Raw genomic sequence first — 18136 nt, 5'->3', positions numbered from 1 at the left:
CAGCGCGATTTTGAACACTTTTCGCGCTACGTGCCCACACTGAGGATGACGAATCCCACAGTCTTCAGGAGGGCACCATGGACGCCACCATCACCGTCACCGGCAACGTCGGCAGCGATGTCGACGTGCGTACCGACGACAGCAACGAATGGGCCTACGCAGCCTTCCGACTGGCCTGCACGCCCCGTTTCGTCCGCAACGGCATGTGGCGCGACGGTGAGACCACCTGGCTGAACGTGAACTGCCGCAACCGGCAGCTGTCGCTCAACGTGCAGGCCAGCGTCGGCAAAGGTGACCCGTTGATCGTCACCGGACGCCTCACCACCTGGAGCTGGACGAACGGCGAGACCGGTGAAATGCGCGAGAAGCTGGTGCTCGAGGCGATCGCCGTCGGGCACGACCTCACCCGTGGCACCACCCGGTTCAGCCGGGTCGAGCGGGCCACGCAGCAGCCTCCGGCCGACGACCCCTCGGTCTTCAACGACCTGGAGGGCACCGACGGCCCGGGCGAACCGGCGAGTCAGACCGACGACAAGAGCGCGGCGGCGTGAGCTGATGCCGCCCGGAGTGCGGGCGGGTGGGCCCGACTCCGGGGCGGGATCCGGTGGCCGGCGCGGGCGCGTCCCCCGAGCCTGCCGGCCACCGGCATCCTGGTGTCAGTCGCGGGTGAGCCGGCGATGCTTGCTGGCGTGCGGACGGGCCGCTTCGGCGCCCAGCCGGGCGACCTTGTTGTCCTCGTAGTCGGCGAAGTTGCCCTCGAACCAGAACCAGTTGGCCTCGTCGGCGTCGCTGCCCTCCCAGGCCAGGATGTGGGTGGCCACCCGGTCCAGGAACCAGCGGTCGTGGGAGATCACCACGGCACAGCCGGGGAACTCCAGCAGGGCGTCTTCCAGCGACTGCAGGGTCTCCACGTCCAGGTCGTTGGTCGGCTCGTCGAGCAGCAGCAGGTTGCCGCCCATCTTCAGCGTGAGCGCCAGATTCAACCGGTTCCGCTCACCACCCGACAGCACGCCGGCCAGCTTCTGCTGGTCCGGTCCCTTGAACCCGAAGGAGGCGACATAAGCACGCGACGGCATCTCGAAACTGCCGACCTTGATGTGATCGAGCCCGTCCGAGACGACCTCCCAGACGTTCTTCGACGAGTCGATCCCGCCGCGGGACTGGTCCACGTACGAGATCTGGACGGTCTTGCCGACCTCCAGGCTGCCCGCGTCGGGCTGCTCCTCGCCGACGACCATCTTGAACAGCGTGGTCTTGCCGACGCCGTTCGGGCCGATGATGCCGACGATGCCGGCCCGAGGCAGGGTGAACGACAGGTTGTCGATCAGCAGCCGGTCGCCGAAGCCCTTGCTGAGCTTCTTGGCGTCCAGCACGTCGGAACCGAGCCGCGGGCCCGGCGGAATGTTGATCTCGGCCAGATCGATCTGACGGTTGCGCTCGGCCTCGGCCGCCAGTTCCTCGTAGCGGGCCAGGCGGGCCTTGTTCTTCGCCTGCCTGGCCTTCGGGTTGGCCCGCACCCACTCGAGTTCCTTCTCCAGGATCTTGGCGCGCTTGGCGTCCTTCTTGCCCTCGATCTGCAGCCGCTGCCGCTTGGTCTCCAGGTAGGTGGAGTAGTTGCCCTCATAGGGGTGCAGCCGGCCGCGGTCGATCTCGCAGATCCACTGCGCCACGTTGTCCAGGAAGTACCGGTCGTGGGTGACGGCCAGCACGGCGCCCGGGTAGCTCTTCAGGTGGCCTTCGAGCCAGTTCACGCTCTCGGCGTCCAAGTGGTTGGTGGGCTCATCGAGCAGCAGCAGATCGGGCTGCTGCAGCAGCAGCTTGCACAGCGCGACCCGGCGGCGCTCGCCACCCGACAGCACATCGACGATGGTGTCCCCGGGCGGGCACTGCAGCGCGTCCATCGCCTGCTCGAGCTGCGACTCCAGGTCCCAGGCCTGGCGGTGGTCGAGCTCGGTCTGCAGGTTGCCCATCTCTTCCATCAGGGCGTCGAAGTCGGCGTCGGGATCGGCCATCTCCATGCCGATCTCGTTGAACCGGTCGACCATCCCCTTGGTCTCGGCGACGGCCTCTTCGATGTTCTCCATCACCGTCTTGCCCTCGGTCAGCGGCGGCTCCTGCAACAGGATGCCCACCGTCGCCTCCTTCTTCAGGAAAACGTCGCCGTTGTCGGGCTGGATCAGCCCGGCCATCAGCTTGAGCATGGTCGACTTGCCGGCACCGTTCGGGCCGACGACGCCGATCTTGGCGCCCTCGAAGAACGACATGGTGACGTTGTCGAGCACCAGCTTCTCGCCCAGCTTCTTGCGGACGTTGTGCATGGTGAACACGAACTCGGGCATACGGAACCTCGTCAAGGAAAGGGGAAGTCGAACAGAGCGCACACGAGTATATCGAGCCTGACGCCAGCGCCGGTGCAGGCGTCAGCCGTCCAGCAGTTCGGCCAGCGTCACGGCGCGGCGTCCGGCCAGGTCGGCGAGCTGGGTGCGGCACGAGAAGCCGTCGGCCAGCACGATCGCGTCGGCCGGGGCCGCCTCGACGGCGGGCAGCAGATGCAGGCCCGCGACAGCCACCGAGACGTCGTAGTGGCCGCGCTCGACGCCGAAGTTGCCGGCCAGGCCACAGCAGCCGGTCACGGTCACGATCTCGGCACCGGTGCCGCGCAACAACGCGGCATCGGCGGACCAGCCGAGCACGGCGGCGTGATGACAGTGGGGTTGCGCGACGATGGTGCGGCCGGCCAGGTCCGGCGGCTGCCAGCCCGGCGTACGACCGAGCAGTTCGGCCAGGGTGTGCAGACCGTTCGCCACCCGCAGCACGCGGGGATCGTCGACCAGTTCGGAGGCCTCATCGCGCCACACCGCCAGGCAGGACGGCTCGAGACCGACGATCGGAATGCCGGAATCCACCAATGGACTCAGCACGTCGAGGGCCTGCCGGATCCGGTGGGCGGCGGCGTCCAGTTGGCCGGTGGTGATCCAGGTGAGCCCGCAGCAGGCGTACCCGCCGACCAGTTCGGGCCGGTAGCCGGCGGTGCTCAGCACTCGGAACGTCGCCGCCAGCTGGTAACCGCTGAAGTCGCGGGTGAACGAATCGGCCCACACCGCCACCCGGCCCAGGTCGTTGCCGGCGGTCGCTGCGCCTCCCGCGGGCGACACGGCCGTGACCTGGGAGAGGGCCCCGCGCCGCAACGAGGGGACTCGACGGCGGGAGTCCACGCCGGCCAGACGGAGCAGGGCTCGCCGCAGCGCGGGTGTGCGCAGCGCGGTGTTCGCCAGTGCGGCGAAGCCGGGCACCGAGGTGATCATCCGTGTCCAGCGCGGCAGCCAGCCCAGCGTGTAGTGGGTCAGCGGCCGGAGCCGGCCGGCGTACGCCCGATCGAGCACCCGGGCCTTGTCGCGGGCGAGATCCACACCGGTGGGGCATTCGGTGGCGCAAGCCTTGCAGGCCAGGCACAGGTCGAGCGCCGCGGCGACCTCAGGGGAGCGGGGCGAGGTGATCAGCGAGCCGTTCGCCAACTCCTGCAGCACCCGTGCCCGACCCCGGGTCGAGTCCTGCTCACGCCGGGTCACCTGATACGAGGGGCACATGGCGTCGGCCGCACCGGACGCCACACAGCGGCCGACCCCACTGCATCGGTGGACGTCGGCCACCGCCCGCGACATCGGCTGCCGAACGGACGCCAACCGCAGCGAGCCATCCAGCGGTGCGGGATCCACCAGCACACCCGGGTTGAGCAGGTTGTCCGGGTCGAACAGCTGCTTGACCGCGGCGAACAGCGCCCGGGCCGGCGGCGAGTACATCCGCGGCAGCAGTTCCGAGCGGGCCCGGCCGTCACCGTGCTCACCCGACATCGAGCCGCCATGGGCCGCGACCAGATCGGCCGCTTCCTCGACGAACCGGCGGTAGGCCGCGGTGCCACCCCGGTGACCGATCGGAAAGTCGATCCGACAGTGCACGCAGCCTTCGCCGAAGTGCCCGTAGGGGAGTCCGTGCAGGCCGTGCCGGGTCAGCAGCTGCTCGAACCCGCGCAGGTAGCCGCCGAGCTGCGCCGGCGGAACAGCGGCGTCCTCCCAGCCGGGATGGGCCGGCTCGGCCAGGGCCACCCCGGCATACCCGGCGGCATCAGCGCGCAACCGCCACCATCGAGCCGCCTCCCGGGCATCTCGCGCCACCACAGCGCCCAGTGCCGAGTTCAGGCCGGCCAGTTCCCGGGCGTCCGCGGCCACCGCGTCCGGATCGTCCGCCGCCAACTCGACGAACAGCCAGCCACGTCCCGGCGGGAGTTCGAGGGCGGGCCCAGCCCCGCCGCGCAGCGCGGGTTCGACGATCCTGGCGTCCAGCCCCTCGCAGGCCCGCGGTCGATACCGCAATACCTCGGGCATGGCGTCGGCGGCCTCGGCCAGCGAGGCGAAGCCGAGCACCACCAGCGCGGTGTGGCCCGGCTCCGGGGAAAGCCGGACGGTGGCTCGGCGCACCACGGCGAGGGTGCCTTCGGAGCCGACCAGGAACCGCGCCACGTCGAAGCCGCGCTCGGGCAGCAGGTGTTCCAGCGAGTAGCCGGACACCTGCCGGCTGAAGCGACCGAACTCGGTGCGGATCACGCCCAGGTTGGCCAGCACCAACTCGTGCAGGGCGCGCAGCGTCGGCGACGGGTGGGCGCGCAGGTCGGCGCCGGGCTCGAGCAGCAACCGCTCACCATCGCCGGTGATCACCTCCAGCCCTGCCACCACGTCGCTGGTGCGTCCGTAGCCCAGAGCGCGCGGGCCACAGGCGTTGTTGCCGATCATGCCGCCCACCGTGCACCGGGACGCCGTCGACGGGTCGGGCCCGAACCGGAGTCCCTGCCGCTGGCCGGCGGCGGTCAGCTCGGCCTGGACGACGCCCGGTTGCACCACCGCCATGCCGGAGATCGGATCGAGCGACTCGATCAGGTTCAGACGGCGGGTGTCGATCACCAGGCCGGGGCCGACCGCGTTGCCGGCGCACGACGTCCCGGCGCCGCGCATCGTGACGGGCAGCTGTCGTTGCAGGGAGTCGTCGACAGCCGCGTCCAGCTCGGCGAGGTCGCCGGGCACGAAGACCGCTTCGGGTACCACCCGGTAGAGGGAGGCGTCGGAGGAGTAGAGGGCGCGGCTCAGCGTGGAACGGTCAAAGGCTGGGCGGCCCACCCGGTCAGTCTGCCACCTCGAGCACGGCGTTCATGGCGCGGCCGAGGGCCTCGTAGTCGGCGGGTTCGACGGCGTCGACCAAGGCGGCGCGCACCGACGCGACGTGATTCGGCGCGGCGGACTTCAGCAGGTTCAAACCGGTGGCGGTGAGCACCGCGATCACTCCGCGGCGATCGTGCGGGCAGCTCTTGCGCAGGATCAGCCCCTTGGCCTCCATGCGCGCCACCGTGTGGGTGAGCCGCGAACGCGACTGCCGAACCCGATCGGCCAACTCGGACATTCGCATCTCCAGTTGGTCGGCTTCGGAGAGGTTGACCAGGATCTCGTACTCACCCAGATCGAGCCCAAAGGGCCGCAATTCCGCATCGAGCCGCTCGTTGATCCGACTCACCCCGGCCAGGTACGCGCGCCAGATCGCCTGCTGTTCGGCGGTCAGCCACAAGACGGTGTCGGATGCAACAGTCACAGGGTAAGTTTAACATCACTTGTTGAAGCGTAAACCGAACCCCTCGCGCAGCGCCTGCCAGGGTGCGATGGCTAGGGAAAAGCGGATCCTTGCCGGGCACTCAGATCGCCCCGGCGGGCCCTGGTTGCCGGGCGGCCCTCGTCCGAGGTTCCCGCATTCGGAACCCGGATCGTCCTCCGCGGCGCCACCTCGGTCCTGATCGCAGTATCGCGCCCTAGAATGGCGGAAATTCGGCACCGACGCCGTGGCCAGACAGGAGTGACATGAACACCCATGCCGACGCCATCCTGCACGACAAGCCCACCTCGGTCGGCGCCCTGCTGAACTGGCGGGCCGAGAAGACCCCGAACTCGGAGGCGTTCCGATACCCCGACGGAAACGATGTCTGGCAATCGCTGACCTGGGCCCAGGCCCGGCAGCGTGTCCACGAGGTCGCCGCCGGACTGCTCACCCTCGATGTGGGTCAGGAAGAGCGGGTTGCGATCGCTGCCCCGACCCGGATCGAGTGGGTACTCGTCGATCTGGCGATCAGCGCCATCGGCGCGGCGACCACGACGATCTACCCCAACACTGCGCCCGACGACTTCCAGTACATCGTGGCGCACTCCGCCTCCCAAGTGCTGGTGGCCGAGGACGCCGCACAGGCAGCCAAGCTCGAGGGGGGCGAGGCGCAAGTGAGGGCGGTGATCCTGCTGGAGGGTGAAGGGGACGGCGAACGCACCCTGTCCTGGCGCCAGCTGATCAGCCGCGGCAAGCAGCGACTCGCCGAGCAGCCGGGTTGCGTCGACGCGGCCCGCGACGGCATCGGCCTGGACAGCCTGGCCACCCTGATCTACACCTCCGGCACCACGGGCCGTCCGAAGGGCGTCGAACTCACCCAGCGCAACTGGATCTACGAGGGATTCGCGGTCGAGCAGTTGAATCTGATCGACTTCAAGGATCTGCAGTATCTGTGGCTGCCGCTGTCCCATGTCTTCGGCAAGTGCCTGCTGGCGATCCAGCTGGCCATCGGCTTCGCCTCGGCGGTCGACGGCCGGATCGACCGGATCGTGCCGAACCTCGGTGTCACCCAACCCACCTTCATGTGTGGCGCGCCGCGGATCTTCGAGAAGGTGCGGGCCACCGTCCTGTCTTCGAACTCGACCGGATTGAAGGGCAACATCGCCCGCTGGGCATTCGCGGTCGGGAAGCAGAGCCATCCCTATCGGCTGGCGGGACGCCCGCTGCCGCTGCCGCTTCGGCTGCAGTACAAGGTGGCCGACAAGCTGGTCTTCCAGAAGCTGCGCGAGCGACTGGGCGGACGGATGCGGTTCATGGTCTCGGGGTCGGCGAAGCTCAACCAGAAGGTGCAGGGCTGGTTCTACTCGGCGGGGCTGCTGGTCGTCGAAGGCTATGGGCTGACCGAGACCACCGCGTTCTCGTTCGTCAACCTGCCCGTCGAGCCTCGCTTCGGCACCGTCGGCAAGGTCGCTCCAGGATCAGAGGTCCAGATCGCCGACGACGGCGAGGTGCTGATCAAGGGCCCGGGCGTGATGCGCGGCTACCACAATGCCGACGACATGACGGCCGAGGCGATCATCGACGGTTGGTTCCACACCGGCGACCTGGGCGAGCTGGACGCCGAGGGCAACCTGACCCTGACCGACCGGAAGAAGGATCTGATGAAGACCTCCGGCGGCAAGTATGTGGCGCCGCAGAAGGTCGAGGGTGCGCTGGTCGCCGCGATCCCGTTCGTCAGCCAGGCGGTCGTGGTAGGCGACGGACGCAAGTACATCTCCGCGCTGCTGACGCTGGACGCCGACAACGTCAAACGCTGGGCGGCGGTGAACGGGATGGCCGACGCCGACTACGCCGAGATCGTCGCCAGCGACAAGGTGCACCAGGCGGTCCAGGAGTTCGTCGATCGGGCCAACGAGAGCCTGGAACGGTGGGAGACGGTCAAGAAGTTCGTCATCCTTCCGCAGGAGTTCAGCGTCGACGAGGGCGAGGTGACGCCGAGCATGAAGGTCCGCCGGTCGGCGATCGCGAAACGCTTCTCCGACGAGATCGACTCGATGTACGAGCGCGAGCCGGACGACGAGTGAATCCCGCCGCGATCATCCGGGTGCCGCTGCGCTGGGTCGATCTCGACGCGCAGGGCCATGTCAACAACGCGTTGATCGCCGACTACCTGCAGGAGGCGCGCGTTCGCTTCCTGTTGGAGGGCGAGAACGCCGCACTGCTGGGACACGGAACGCTCGTGGTCGGCCATCAGGTGGAGTACCTGGCGCCGGTCGAGTTCCGTACCGAGCCGGTCGAGGTGCGGCTCTGGGTCGGCAATGTCGGCGCGTCGCGGTTCACCATCGGCTACGAGGTCGTCCAGGACGGCATGCTCGCCGCCCGGGCCCGGACGGTGCTGTGCATCTTCGACTTCGACGCCGGCCGTCCGCGCCGGATGACGCCCACCGAACGGGCCTGGTTCGTCGACCGCAGCAGCCCGCTGGAGCCGCTGCGTCCGCTGGGCAAGTGGCGACCCGGAGAGCGGGCGCACACCACGCCGCTGACCGTCCGGTGGACCGACCTGGACGCCTACGGCCACGTCAACAACGTGCGCTTCTTCGACTTCGTGGCTGAGGCCCGGGTGCAGATGTCGAGTGAGGCCGATCAGGCCGGCAACCGGATGTCAGCCGCGGCCGAGGCCGGCTACCTGTGGATGGTCGCCCGCCAAGACGTCGACTACCTGGCCCAACTCGACCACCGGTTGGAGCCCTATCAAACCAGGGTCGCGGTCGCGGAGATCGGCCGCACCTCGATGACCCTGGTCGCCGAGGTGACCGACCCGCTGGCCGGCGTCACCCATGCCCGGGCCCGCACCGTGCTGGTCTGCGGCGACCGCAGCGGCCGTCCGATTCCGGTGCCAGATGAGTTGCGGCGCGGGATGGAACTCTGGCCGGCCGAGCAGTTCTGACCGGCCGACGGCCGAGCTTGTCGAGACCTCGTGATTGGATCTCGACAAGCTCGATCAGCGGTGGTTCAGCCGGCGAGTGAGGCCTTGTCGTCGGTCTTGCCGGCGAACCGCTCCAGCAGGTTCGACAGGTCCACGCCGGTGGTGTTCTTCAGCATCTCCATGGTCTGCACGACGTTGTCGTTGACCTGCTTGGGCAGGGCACCGGCGCCGTCGGTGGACACCACGGTCAGCTTGTCGATGTTGCTCATCGGCGCGGCCACCTCGCGGGCGACCTGCGGCAGCACCTTCACCAGCATCTCGAGCACCGCCGCCTCGTTGTACCGGGCGTAGGCATCGGCGCGCTTGTTCATCGCCTCGGCTTCTGCCTCACCGGTGGCCAGAATCGCCGCCGCCTGAGCGTCGCCCTCGGCGCGCAGCGCCTCGGCCTCGGCGATCCGGCGAGCCTTCTCGGCCTCGCCCCGCTTGGCACCCTCGATCGCCTCGGCCTCGGCGAGCGCAGCCCGGCGGGACTTGTCGCCCTCACCGGTCAGCCGCGCCTTCTCGGCTTCGGCCTCCGCGGCGGCGATCGCGGCCGCCTTGTTCGCCTCGGAGGTCAGGATCGCCGACTGCCGCTTCGCGGCGGCCTCGGTCTCGACCCGATAGCGCTCGGCGTCCGCAGGCTTGCGCACCTCGGTGTCGAGCTGGCGCTCCTTGAGCGCAGCCTGCCGGACGGCGACCTTCTCCTGCTCGGTCAGGATCGCCTGGTCGCGGTCGGCCTGGGCGAGCGGACCGGAGGCGGCGGCCTGGGCGGAGGCAGCGTCGGTCTCGGCCTTGATCTCGGCCCGCTTCAGCATCAGCTCCCGCTCCGAGATGGCGATCTGCTGCTCAGCGGCCAGCCGGGACTGCTCGGCCGCCTGCCGGGACTGCGCCTCGGCGACCGCGGCCAGCTGCTGGACGCGGGCGGCTTCGGGGCGTCCGAGATCGGACAGGTAGGTGCCGTCGTCGGTGATGTCCTGGATCTGGAAGGTGTCCAGCACCAGGCCCTGGCCGGTCAGTGACGACTCCGCCTCGTCGGCGACCCGCTGCGCGAACGCGGCCCGGTCGCGGATGATCTGCTCCACGCTCAGTCCGCCGATGATCGCCCGCAGGGAGCCGGCCAGGGTCTCCTGGGTGAACGTCTCCACCTCGTCCTGCTGCTGCAGGAAGCGCTGTGCGGCGGCGCGGACCGAGTCCTGGTTGCCGCCCACCTTGACGATCGCGACGCCGTCCAGGTTCAGCTTGACGCCCTGCCCGGACACCGCGCCGCGGATCTGCACCGGAATGCGGCGGCTCTGCAGGTCGAGCACGTGCAGTCGTTGCACGAAGGGCACCACGAACACGCCGCCGCCCATCACCACCTTCTGGCCGGACAGATCGGTGGAGACTCGTCCGGTCTCGGCGTTGCGGATCTCCTTGCCGCGGCGTCCGGTGACGATGTAGGCCTCGTTGGGGCCGGCCACCTTGTAGCGGCTGGCGATCAAGAGGCCGAGCAGCACCACAACGGCGACGAGGCCGACGATCGGGAGGATCAGGGGATTCATCTAACTCCTTCGGAGAGCGGTCGGGACTTCGGAGGACTGTGGGTTTCAGCGGTAGGTCGGGACGACCTTGACCGAGGTGGGGGAGAGCACGTCGGTGACGGTGACCGGGGTGCCGGCGGCGAGCGGCTCGATGCAGCGGGCGTTCAGCCGGGTCAGGTGTCCGCCGTTGACCACCTGGACGAGGCCGTAGCCGTCGCCGGGAATCTCGCTGACCACCGTGCCCTGCAGCCCGACCAGGGCCTCGCTGGACGGCGTGCCGCCCTCACCGGAGGAACGCAGTCGCAGCGTGATCCAGCCCACGGCGAGGCCGAGCAGCAGGCCGGCGACAATGCCGCTCGCAGCGGCCAGCCAGGTGTTGTCGATCAGCGCGAGGACGGCGGCACCGACGAAGCCGACGCCACCGAGAAAGCCGGCCAGCGCGGCTCCGGTGAACCATTCGCCGCCGCCGAGCGCGTCGAAGGCGCCGTCCTTCAGATCCCCGGCCACCAGAGCGACCAGCAACAGCACGATCCCCACCACGCCGATCGCGAGAAAGACTGTCACCGGGCTCCCTTCGTGAGAACCCAGGATACCGGGTCGGGGTATCACCCCTCGGCCGGGTCGCGTGTGCGGAGAGATCCCGGCGTTCGCCGGCAGGACGAGTGATCCCGGGCTTGACCCGTCTGTTCGAGCGCAGACGCGGATCGAGCTTGCCGAGATCAGGAGGGATCTCGACAAGCTCGATCAGCGGTGGATCGCCTTGGTCAGTGGGTGTCTTCGGCCTCGACCTCGGAGCGGTCACCGGACCACAGGGTGTGGAAGGTGCCTTCCTTGTCGATCCGCTTGTAGGTGTGCGAACCGAAGAAGTCACGCAGGCCCTGAGTCAGGGCGGCGTTCGTGCGGTCGGCACGGACCAGGTCGTAGTAGGACAGTGCCGAGCTGAAGCCCGGAATCGGGACGCCTGCCTCGGCGGCACGGGCCACCACCCGGCGCCAGGCGCCGTTGCTGGCCCCCAGTTCGGCGCTGATCGACGGCGCCTCGAGCAGGGTCTCCAGGTTGCCGGCCGCGTACTCGTTCGAGATGCGGTCGAGCAGCTTCGCCCGGATGATGCAGCCGGCGCGCCAGATCCGCGCGCAGGCGGCCACGTCGATGTCCCAGCCGTACTCCTCGGCGCCGACCTTGATCAGGTGCAGGCCCTGGGCGTAGGCGATGACCTTCGCGCACCACAGCGCCTGCCGGACGTCGGCGATGAACGCCTCGCGATCGTCGACGGAAATGACGCCGTCGGGGCCCTGCAGCGCGGCACGGGCGGCGGCACGCAGGGACGTGCTGCCGGAGGCCGCCCGGGCGAACACGGCCTCGGCGATCGCGGCGGCCGGGACGCCCAGGTCGAGCGACGACTGCACCGTCCAGGTGCCGGTGCCCTTCATGCCGGCGGCGTCCACCACGACGTCGACCAGCGGCTTGCCGGTTGCGGCGTCGACCTGGCGCAACACCTCGGCGGTGATCTCGATCAGGTACGAGTCGAGGTCGCCGGTGTTCCACTGGGCGAAGACGTCGGCCGCCTCGGTGGCGGACAGGCCGGCCCCCTTGAGCAGGTCGTAGGCCTCGCCGATGAACTGCATGTCGGCGTACTCAATGCCGTTGTGGATCATCTTCACGAAGTGGCCGGCGCCGTCCTGACCGATCCAGGTGCAGCAGGGCTCGCCGTCGTACTGGGCCGAGATCTTCTCCAGGATCGGGCCGATGTGGGCGTAGGAGTCCTTCGGGCCGCCGGGCATCATCGCCGGGCCGAGCAGGGCGCCGGTCTCGCCACCGGAGATCCCGCAGCCGATGAAGTTGAAGCCCAGTTCGGCGATCCGCTTCTCGCGGCGCCGGGTGTCGGGGAAGTGGGTGTTGCCGCCGTCGACGATGATGTCGCCCTGGTCGAGGTGCGGCAGCAGCGAGTCGATGGTGGCGTCGGTGGCCGGGCCGGCCTTGACCATGATCAGGATCCGGCGCGGCTTCTCCAGCGAGTCGACGAACTCCTCGACCGTCTCGGACGCGATGAAGCCCGCCTCCGGGTGGGCGGCCACCACGGCCTCGGTCTTGGCGTAGGTGCGGTTGAAGACGGCGGTCTTGAAGCCCTTGCTGGCGAAGTTGCGCGCCAGGTTCGAACCCATCACCGCCATGCCCACCACGCCGATCTGCGCGGTGCCGGTCTTGTCGCTCATCTGCTTCCTCACTGTTCGGGGAGTTCTCAGCGATCATTCCACCAGATCGCCCGCTCGGCGAGGTGACGTCCGGGAATGTGTCTCGCGGACGTCAGCGGCGCCGGCCGGGGTCTCGGAGGCCCGGACCGCGCGTTGCCGGAACCCCGACCGCAGCCTGTTGCTACCATCACGAGCGACGGCGCCCGCCCGGAGGGCTCGGTAGCACCGGCCCACAACGGCGGATACCGTTGCTCGTGATCGTTGTCGGGGCTCGTGTCCGGGCCCGTCGATCGACTCGGAAAGGCAGGCACAGTGGCCCGTCGACTCACCCGCGCCGGCGACGGCCGTCCCACCCCGCCGGTGCGGATGGTGCACATCGGGTTGGGCAACTTCTTCCGGGCGCATCAGGCCTGGTACACCGACCAGGCCTCGGATGCCGACCGCTGGGGCATCGCGGCGTTCTCGGGGCGCTCGGTCGGCACCGTCTCGGAGTTGGAACGCCAGGAGAACCTCTACACGCTGGTGGCCGTCGGTCCCGAGCACAATGACTACCAAGTGATCAGTTCGATCGCGAGCACGCACAGCGGCACGGACGTCGACGCGCTGCTGACCTACCTGGCCGACCCTCAGGTGACGGTGGTCACCCTCACGATCACCGAGGCCGGGTACCACCGCAACGAACTGGGCCGGCTCGACCTGGAGAACCCCGACGTGGCGTCCGATGTCGCCGCGATCGCGGCCGGCAACCTGCACGTCGTCCGGACCGGTCCCGGCAAGCTGGTGGCCGGCCTGATCGAACGCCGCCGGGCCGGTGCCGGGCCGATCACCCTGATCAGCTGCGACAACCTGCCCGACAACGGCACGGTGCTGTCGGTCGTGCTCGACGATATGGCCGTCAGCGCCGCACCCGACCTGCTCAGCTATCTCGACACCGAGGTCGGCTTCATCACCACGATGGTCGACCGGATCACCCCGCGCGCCTCGGACGCCGTCCGGCAGGCCGTGCTGGACGAGCGGGGTGTCGACGATCTTGCCGCCGTCGCCACCGAACCGTTCAGCGAATGGGTGATGGCCGGTGAGTTCCGTGGCCCGCATCCCAACTGGGAGAGCGCCGGTGCGGTGATCACCGACGACGTCGTCCCGCACGAACTGCGGAAGCTGTGGCTGCTCAACGGGGCGCATTCGCTGATGGCCTACGCCGCGACGATCAGGGGCCACCAGACGGTGGCGGACGCGATCGCCGACCCGATCGTGCGGGGCTGGGTGGATGAGTGGTGGGATGTCGCGCAACGGCAACTCTCGCTGGATGACGACGTCGTCAGCGACTACCGGGCGGCACTGCTGGAGCGGTTCGGCAACCCGCGGATGCGGGACCAGCTGAGCCGGATCGCGGCCGACGGCTCCCAGAAGCTGCCGGTCCGGATCGTGCCGGCGCTGGTCGCGGACCGCAAGGCGGGCAACAGCCCGCTCGGTGCCGAGCGTGCTGTCGCCGCCTGGATACTGCATCTGCGCGGCCTCGGTGCGCCGTTCAACGACGCTCGCGCCGCCACCGTGCACCCGCTCGGCGAGGGCAGCTTGGAGGACGCGGTGCGCAAGGTGTGCGAGTTCCTGGAGATCACCGATCGCGATTCCCGAGCCAGCATTCTGGCTCTCGCCACGAGAATGGAGGGCTGAGATGACGCAGGCACCCAACGACGCTCGGGTGGTGATCGGCCTCGACGTCGGCACCACGGCGGCGAAGGTCTCCGCGTTCGCGCTGGGTGGCGGCTGGCGGGCCAGCGCCGACAACGAGTACCCGCTGCGGCAGCCCCGTCCGGGCTGGGAGGAGCAGGAACCCGAGGTGATGTGGCGGGCCCTGCGCGAGGGCCTGGCCGAGATCGCCGAGGCGTGCGGCGCGGCGCCGGTGATCGGCATCGGGGTGTCCACGGCGCTGCACGGCCTGATCGGACTGGACGCCGAGCGCCGTCCGATCACCCCGCTACTGACCTGGGCCGACTCGCGCGCGGCGGAGCAGGCGATGCGATTGCGGGGCACCGAGCTCGGCCGCCGTCTGCATCGGACCTCCGGCACCCCGATCCACTCGATGTCGCACCTGACCAAGCTGATGTGGTTCGCCGAGGAGGATCCGGCGACGGCGGCGTCCGTGCACTGGTGGGTGGGGCTGAAGGACTACATCCTGCTGCAGCTGACCGGGGAGCTGGTCACCGAGGTGTCGCACGCGTCCGGGACCGGCCTGCTCGACGTGCACACCAAGGACTGGAACCCCGAGGCGCTGGAGGTCGCCGGGGTCCGGCGTGAGCAGCTGCCGCCGGTGCGTCCCACCACCGACGCGTTGCCGGTGCGGGCCGAGCTACTCGCCGAGCTCGGGCTGCCGGACGGCGTCCGGGTGGTGCTGGGCGCCGGCGATGGGCCGCTGGGCAACCTGGGAGTGGGGGCGCTGGAACCGGGCGTGGTCGGGTTGTCGCTCGGCACCTCCGGGGCGGTGCGGATGGTCACCGACCGGCCCTACGTCGACGATGCCGGCAAGCTGTTCTGCTACAACCTGGCCGACGACGCCTGGGTGATCGGCGGCGCGATCAGCAACGGCGGCATCGTGGTCCGCTGGGGCGGTGACGTGTTCGGCGTCGACTTCGCGGCCGAGCCCGGCGGCAACCCGGACGGCATGCTGCTCGACCTGGCCCGCAACATTCCGATCGGCGCTGAGGGCCTGATCGCGCTGCCGTTCCTGATGGCCGAGCGGGCGCCACTGTGGAACCCGACCATCCCCGGCGCCTTCCTCGGCGTTCGGCGTAGCCACGGACGGGAACACTTCGTCCGCGCCGCCGTCGAAGGGGTCGCGCTGATGCTCTCGACGGTGGTCGACGAGCTCGACCGGGTGAGCCCGATCCGGCAGATCCGGGCCACCGGCGGCGTGTTCCGCTCGCCGGTCTGGCGCGAGATCCTGGCTGCCGCGCTGGGCCGCCCTTTGGTGGTCACCGACGGCGCGGACGGCACCGCGCTGGGCGCGGCCGCCCTCGCCCTGTACGGATTGGGCGAGGCGGCCTCCCTGCGCGAGGCGCTCATCATGCTGGGTGCCGACCCCGATGCCGGTTCGGACGAACTGATCCCCGACCCGGACGATGTCGCCGCCTACCGTGCGATCCGCGCCCAGATCCCGGCGCTGCTTGCCCGCTACGACGAGGTGCGAAACCTGTTCTCCTAGGGGAGGAGTTCCCAGTACTGCCTGCGGGCGGGCATGGCATGGATGACCAGTTCGTCTCCACTCTCGAAGATGAGCACCACTGTCTCCAGCAGGCGTGCGTGGGTGTCGAAGCCGAGACGCAACTCGCGCCGCGGCTCTTCGTCGTCCAACGGCTCGACCCACAACGGCCACTCGGCGGCCTGAACGGCATCGTCGGCCGGCACGCCGTGCTTGAGCGCACCGGAATGGACTTTCACGCTGCGTAGTGGCTTAGCGCGGCTCTGATCGCCTCCGAACGGCTCAGCTGGTGCCGGGCGGCGGCATCGTCCAGGGCCTTCAACTCTTCAGTTGTGAGCCGCACTGCGACCACCTGCATCGGCTCGGCCCCACGACCGGGGCGCCCGCGCCCGCGACGCTTCAGGTCGGCAACGTCGTAGCCAGCCTCGGCCTCATCGGCCCACTTCTGGATTTGTTCCTCGCTCACCACAGGGAAAGTGTATAACGAAAATCTTGCGCGGTCTTTCGGCTGGAACACCCCGTTGCAGCTGAAGGACGAATCAACGTCTTCCCAGTCCAGGCAGCCCGCCCGAGACGATCGACCCGACGCCGAATAGGCGCTGGCGGTCAGCAACCAGGATGGCCCTGATTACTGCCTGACGGTGACGGACGGCCTTGTTGACGAGCGGCTTTGGGATCTTGGCGAGCTCGCGGGCGGTCTTCCTGAGCGTGCGAGGGTTCTGACTCCCATACCGTCGCCAGAGGCTCTGCTTTGCGGCTGACTTGCGGACGTCCACGACAAAAGCCACCGTGAGACCGGAGTGGGACGCGCGGAGAACAGATTCGATGTCCGGTCCTCCCGTCGTCCCTTCAGCCACTGACCGGGTTCCTTATGGGCGGTAGGTGAGGCGTCCGGCCCAGACGGTGGCGACCACCGGGTCGGGCAGGTCGCGGCCGTGGTAGGGGTTGTTGCGCGATTTGGACGCCGAAGCGTCCCGGTCGACGACGGCGCGAGCCGACGGGTCGATCAGCACCAGGTTGGCGGGCTCACCGACGGCGATCGGACGGCCCTGGGCCGCCGTCCGCGACAGCCGGGCCGGCGCGTAGGACATCCGTTCGACCAGGGTGGGCCAGTCGAGGCGTCCGGTGTTGATCATCACCTCGAGCACCACCGCCAGCGACTGCTCCAGGCCGAGCATGCCGGGCAGGGCGATGTCGAAGGGGTGGTCCTTGTCCTGCCGGGCGTGCGGGGCGTGGTCGGTGCCGACCATGTCGATGGTGCCGTCGGCCAGCGCCTCGCGGACCGCCTCGATGTGCTCGTCGGTGCGCAGCGGCGGGTTCACCTTGAAGGTGGTGTCGTAGCTCTCCACCTCGCGGGTGGCCAGGTACAGGTGGTGCGGGGTCACCTCGGCGGTGACATTCACCCCGCGCGCCTTCGCCCAGCGGATCACCTCGACGCCCTCGGCGGTGGAGACGTGGCAGACGTGCAGCCGTCCGCCGGCGAGTTGCGCCAGCTCGACGTCGCGGGCGATGATCGCCGACTCGGCCTGCGCGGGCCAGCCGGGCAGGCCCAGCCGTCCGGAGATCTCGGACTCGTGGCAGCAGGCTCCGGTGCCGGCCAGCCGGGTGTCCTGGGCGTGCTGGGCGATCACCCCGTCGAAGGTCTTCGCATAGGTGAGCGCCCGGCGCATCACCAGCGAGTCCATCACGCATTTGCCGTCGTCGGAGAACATCCGGACGCCGGCCGCCGAGCGGTTCATCAGCCCCATCTCGGACAGTTCCTCGCCAGCCAGGTTCTTGGTCACCGAGCCGACCACGATCACCTCGGCGCTCGCGGTGCGTCCGGCCAGCGCCTTCAGGTACTCGGCGGCCTCGGCCGAATCGGTCACCGGATCCAGGTTCGCCATGGCATGGACGGCGGTATAGCCGCCGCGAGCAGCGGCCAAGGTGCCGGTGGCGATCGTCTCGGCGTCCTCGCGTCCGGGCTCACGCAGATGGGTGTGCGAATCGACCAGGCCGGGCAGCGCGAGCAGTCCGTCGGCGTCGATCCGCTCGGCGTCGGTCACGTCGGCGGCCGGCACGAACACCCCGTCACGCACACCCAGGTCACCGGTCGTGCCGTCGGCCAGGGCGGCGCCGGTGATCAGCAGGTCTCTCATTCGGGGCTTCCTCCCAGCAGGTGGTACAGCACGCTCATTCTCACCGACACGCCCGCGGTGACCTGGTCGAGGATCAGCGAGTTGGCGGCGTCGGCCGCCTCGGACGAGATCTCCAGACCGCGGTTCATCGGGCCCGGGTGACAGATCGCCGCGCCCGGTCGCAGCCGGGCCAACCGCTCGGGGGTGAGCCCGTACAACTCGGTGTACTCCCTCGCCGTGGGGAAGAAGCCGCCGTGCATCCGTTCCCGCTGCACCCGCAGCATCATCACCACATCGGACGCCTCGAGCGCCGCGTCGAAGTCGTCGGTCACCTCGCAACCCCACTGGTCGACCCCGGTCGGCAGCAGTGTCGGGGGCGCGACCAGGATCACCTTCGAGCCCAGGGTGCGCTGCAGCAGCACGTTGGAACGGACCACCCGGCTGTGCAGCAGGTCGCCGACGATAGTGATCGTCTTGCCCTCGAAGTCGCTGTCACCAGACTCCAGGGC

At 69.4% G+C, this 18136-nt stretch carries 14 protein-coding genes and 1 pseudogene; 5 read left to right on the top strand and 10 right to left on the bottom strand.

Annotated elements, in window-relative coordinates; all coding sequences use genetic code 11:
- Positions 1–77: 77 nt before the first annotated feature.
- Positions 78–551 (top strand): single-stranded DNA-binding protein, encoded by a 474-nt coding sequence (locus Q0066_RS05055; RefSeq protein WP_298130710.1) that lies wholly within the window; start codon positions 78–80, stop codon positions 549–551.
- 105 nt (positions 552–656) lie between these two features.
- On the opposite strand, the gene ettA is transcribed toward Q0066_RS05055, so the two are convergent.
- From ettA to Q0066_RS05040, 3 genes are all read right to left on the bottom strand, one after another.
- The gene (gene ettA / locus Q0066_RS05050; RefSeq protein WP_298130709.1) at positions 657–2339 is read right to left on the bottom strand and encodes an energy-dependent translational throttle protein EttA; all 1683 of its coding nucleotides are present in this window, start codon (positions 2337–2339) and stop codon (positions 657–659) included.
- An 81-nt stretch (positions 2340–2420) separates the two neighbouring features.
- Positions 2421–5168 carry an FAD-binding and (Fe-S)-binding domain-containing protein gene (locus tag Q0066_RS05045; RefSeq protein WP_298130707.1) on the bottom strand — a complete coding sequence of 916 codons (2748 nt, stop codon included), beginning with the start codon at positions 5166–5168 and terminating at the stop codon, positions 2421–2423.
- Positions 5169–5172: 4 nt separating this feature from the next.
- The gene (locus Q0066_RS05040; protein WP_298130705.1) at positions 5173–5634 is read right to left on the bottom strand and encodes a MarR family transcriptional regulator; all 462 of its coding nucleotides are present in this window, start codon (positions 5632–5634) and stop codon (positions 5173–5175) included.
- Between the two features lie 263 nt (positions 5635–5897).
- Between Q0066_RS05040 and Q0066_RS05035 the strand changes: the two genes are divergently transcribed.
- On the top strand, positions 5898–7718 hold the full coding sequence (locus Q0066_RS05035) for a long-chain fatty acid--CoA ligase (protein ID WP_298130703.1): 1821 nt from the start codon (positions 5898–5900) through the stop codon (positions 7716–7718).
- Positions 7715–8581: a thioesterase family protein gene (locus tag Q0066_RS05030; RefSeq protein WP_298130702.1), complete on the top strand. Its 867-nt coding sequence runs from the start codon at positions 7715–7717 to the stop codon at positions 8579–8581. The genes Q0066_RS05035 and Q0066_RS05030 overlap by 4 nt, the downstream gene beginning before the upstream one ends.
- A gap of 65 nt (positions 8582–8646) precedes the next feature.
- Here the strand turns inward: Q0066_RS05030 and Q0066_RS05025 are convergent, their stop codons facing one another.
- From Q0066_RS05025 to gndA, 3 genes are all read right to left on the bottom strand, one after another.
- Positions 8647–10140 (bottom strand): flotillin family protein, encoded by a 1494-nt coding sequence (locus Q0066_RS05025; RefSeq protein WP_298130700.1) that lies wholly within the window; start codon positions 10138–10140, stop codon positions 8647–8649.
- Between the two features lie 45 nt (positions 10141–10185).
- Positions 10186–10683, bottom strand: coding sequence for an NfeD family protein (locus Q0066_RS05020; RefSeq protein WP_298130698.1), 498 nt, complete (start codon positions 10681–10683; stop codon positions 10186–10188).
- Positions 10684–10883: 200 nt separating this feature from the next.
- A complete protein-coding gene (gene gndA, locus Q0066_RS05015; RefSeq protein ID WP_298130696.1) occupies positions 10884–12332 on the bottom strand; it encodes an NADP-dependent phosphogluconate dehydrogenase in 1449 nt (482 codons plus the stop codon).
- A gap of 291 nt (positions 12333–12623) precedes the next feature.
- Here gndA and Q0066_RS05010 point away from each other — a divergent pair, with 291 nt between their 5' ends.
- Together Q0066_RS05010 and Q0066_RS05005 are read left to right on the top strand one after the other, a co-directional pair.
- Positions 12624–13985, top strand: coding sequence for a mannitol dehydrogenase family protein (locus Q0066_RS05010; RefSeq protein ID WP_298130695.1), 1362 nt, complete (start codon positions 12624–12626; stop codon positions 13983–13985).
- A gap of 1 nt (position 13986) precedes the next feature.
- Positions 13987–15513 carry a gluconokinase gene (locus tag Q0066_RS05005; protein ID WP_298130694.1) on the top strand — a complete coding sequence of 509 codons (1527 nt, stop codon included), beginning with the start codon at positions 13987–13989 and terminating at the stop codon, positions 15511–15513.
- Here the strand turns inward: Q0066_RS05005 and Q0066_RS05000 are convergent.
- The 4 genes and pseudogenes from Q0066_RS05000 to Q0066_RS04985 all read right to left on the bottom strand — a co-directional run.
- On the bottom strand, positions 15510–15749 hold the full coding sequence (locus Q0066_RS05000; RefSeq protein WP_298130692.1) for a hypothetical protein: 240 nt from the start codon (positions 15747–15749) through the stop codon (positions 15510–15512). The two genes, Q0066_RS05005 and Q0066_RS05000, sit on opposite strands and share 4 nt — an antisense overlap.
- Complete coding sequence (locus tag Q0066_RS04995; protein WP_298130691.1) at positions 15746–15979, bottom strand: ribbon-helix-helix protein, CopG family; 234 nt, start codon at positions 15977–15979, stop codon at positions 15746–15748. The genes Q0066_RS05000 and Q0066_RS04995 overlap by 4 nt, the downstream gene beginning before the upstream one ends.
- 400 nt (positions 15980–16379) lie before the next feature.
- Complete coding sequence (locus Q0066_RS04990; protein ID WP_298130689.1) at positions 16380–17648, bottom strand: dihydroorotase; 1269 nt, start codon at positions 17646–17648, stop codon at positions 16380–16382.
- A pseudogene (locus Q0066_RS04985) lies at positions 17645–18136 on the bottom strand (aspartate carbamoyltransferase); the annotation flags it as partial. The gene Q0066_RS04990 and the pseudogene Q0066_RS04985, both read right to left, overlap by 4 nt.

Origin of the sequence: Micropruina sp., from assembly GCF_027492755.1 — a bacterium.
In the GTDB taxonomy this organism is placed as follows: Bacteria; Actinomycetota; Actinomycetes; order Propionibacteriales; family Propionibacteriaceae; genus Micropruina.
This window is presented reverse-complemented; position numbering and strand designations above follow the sequence as displayed.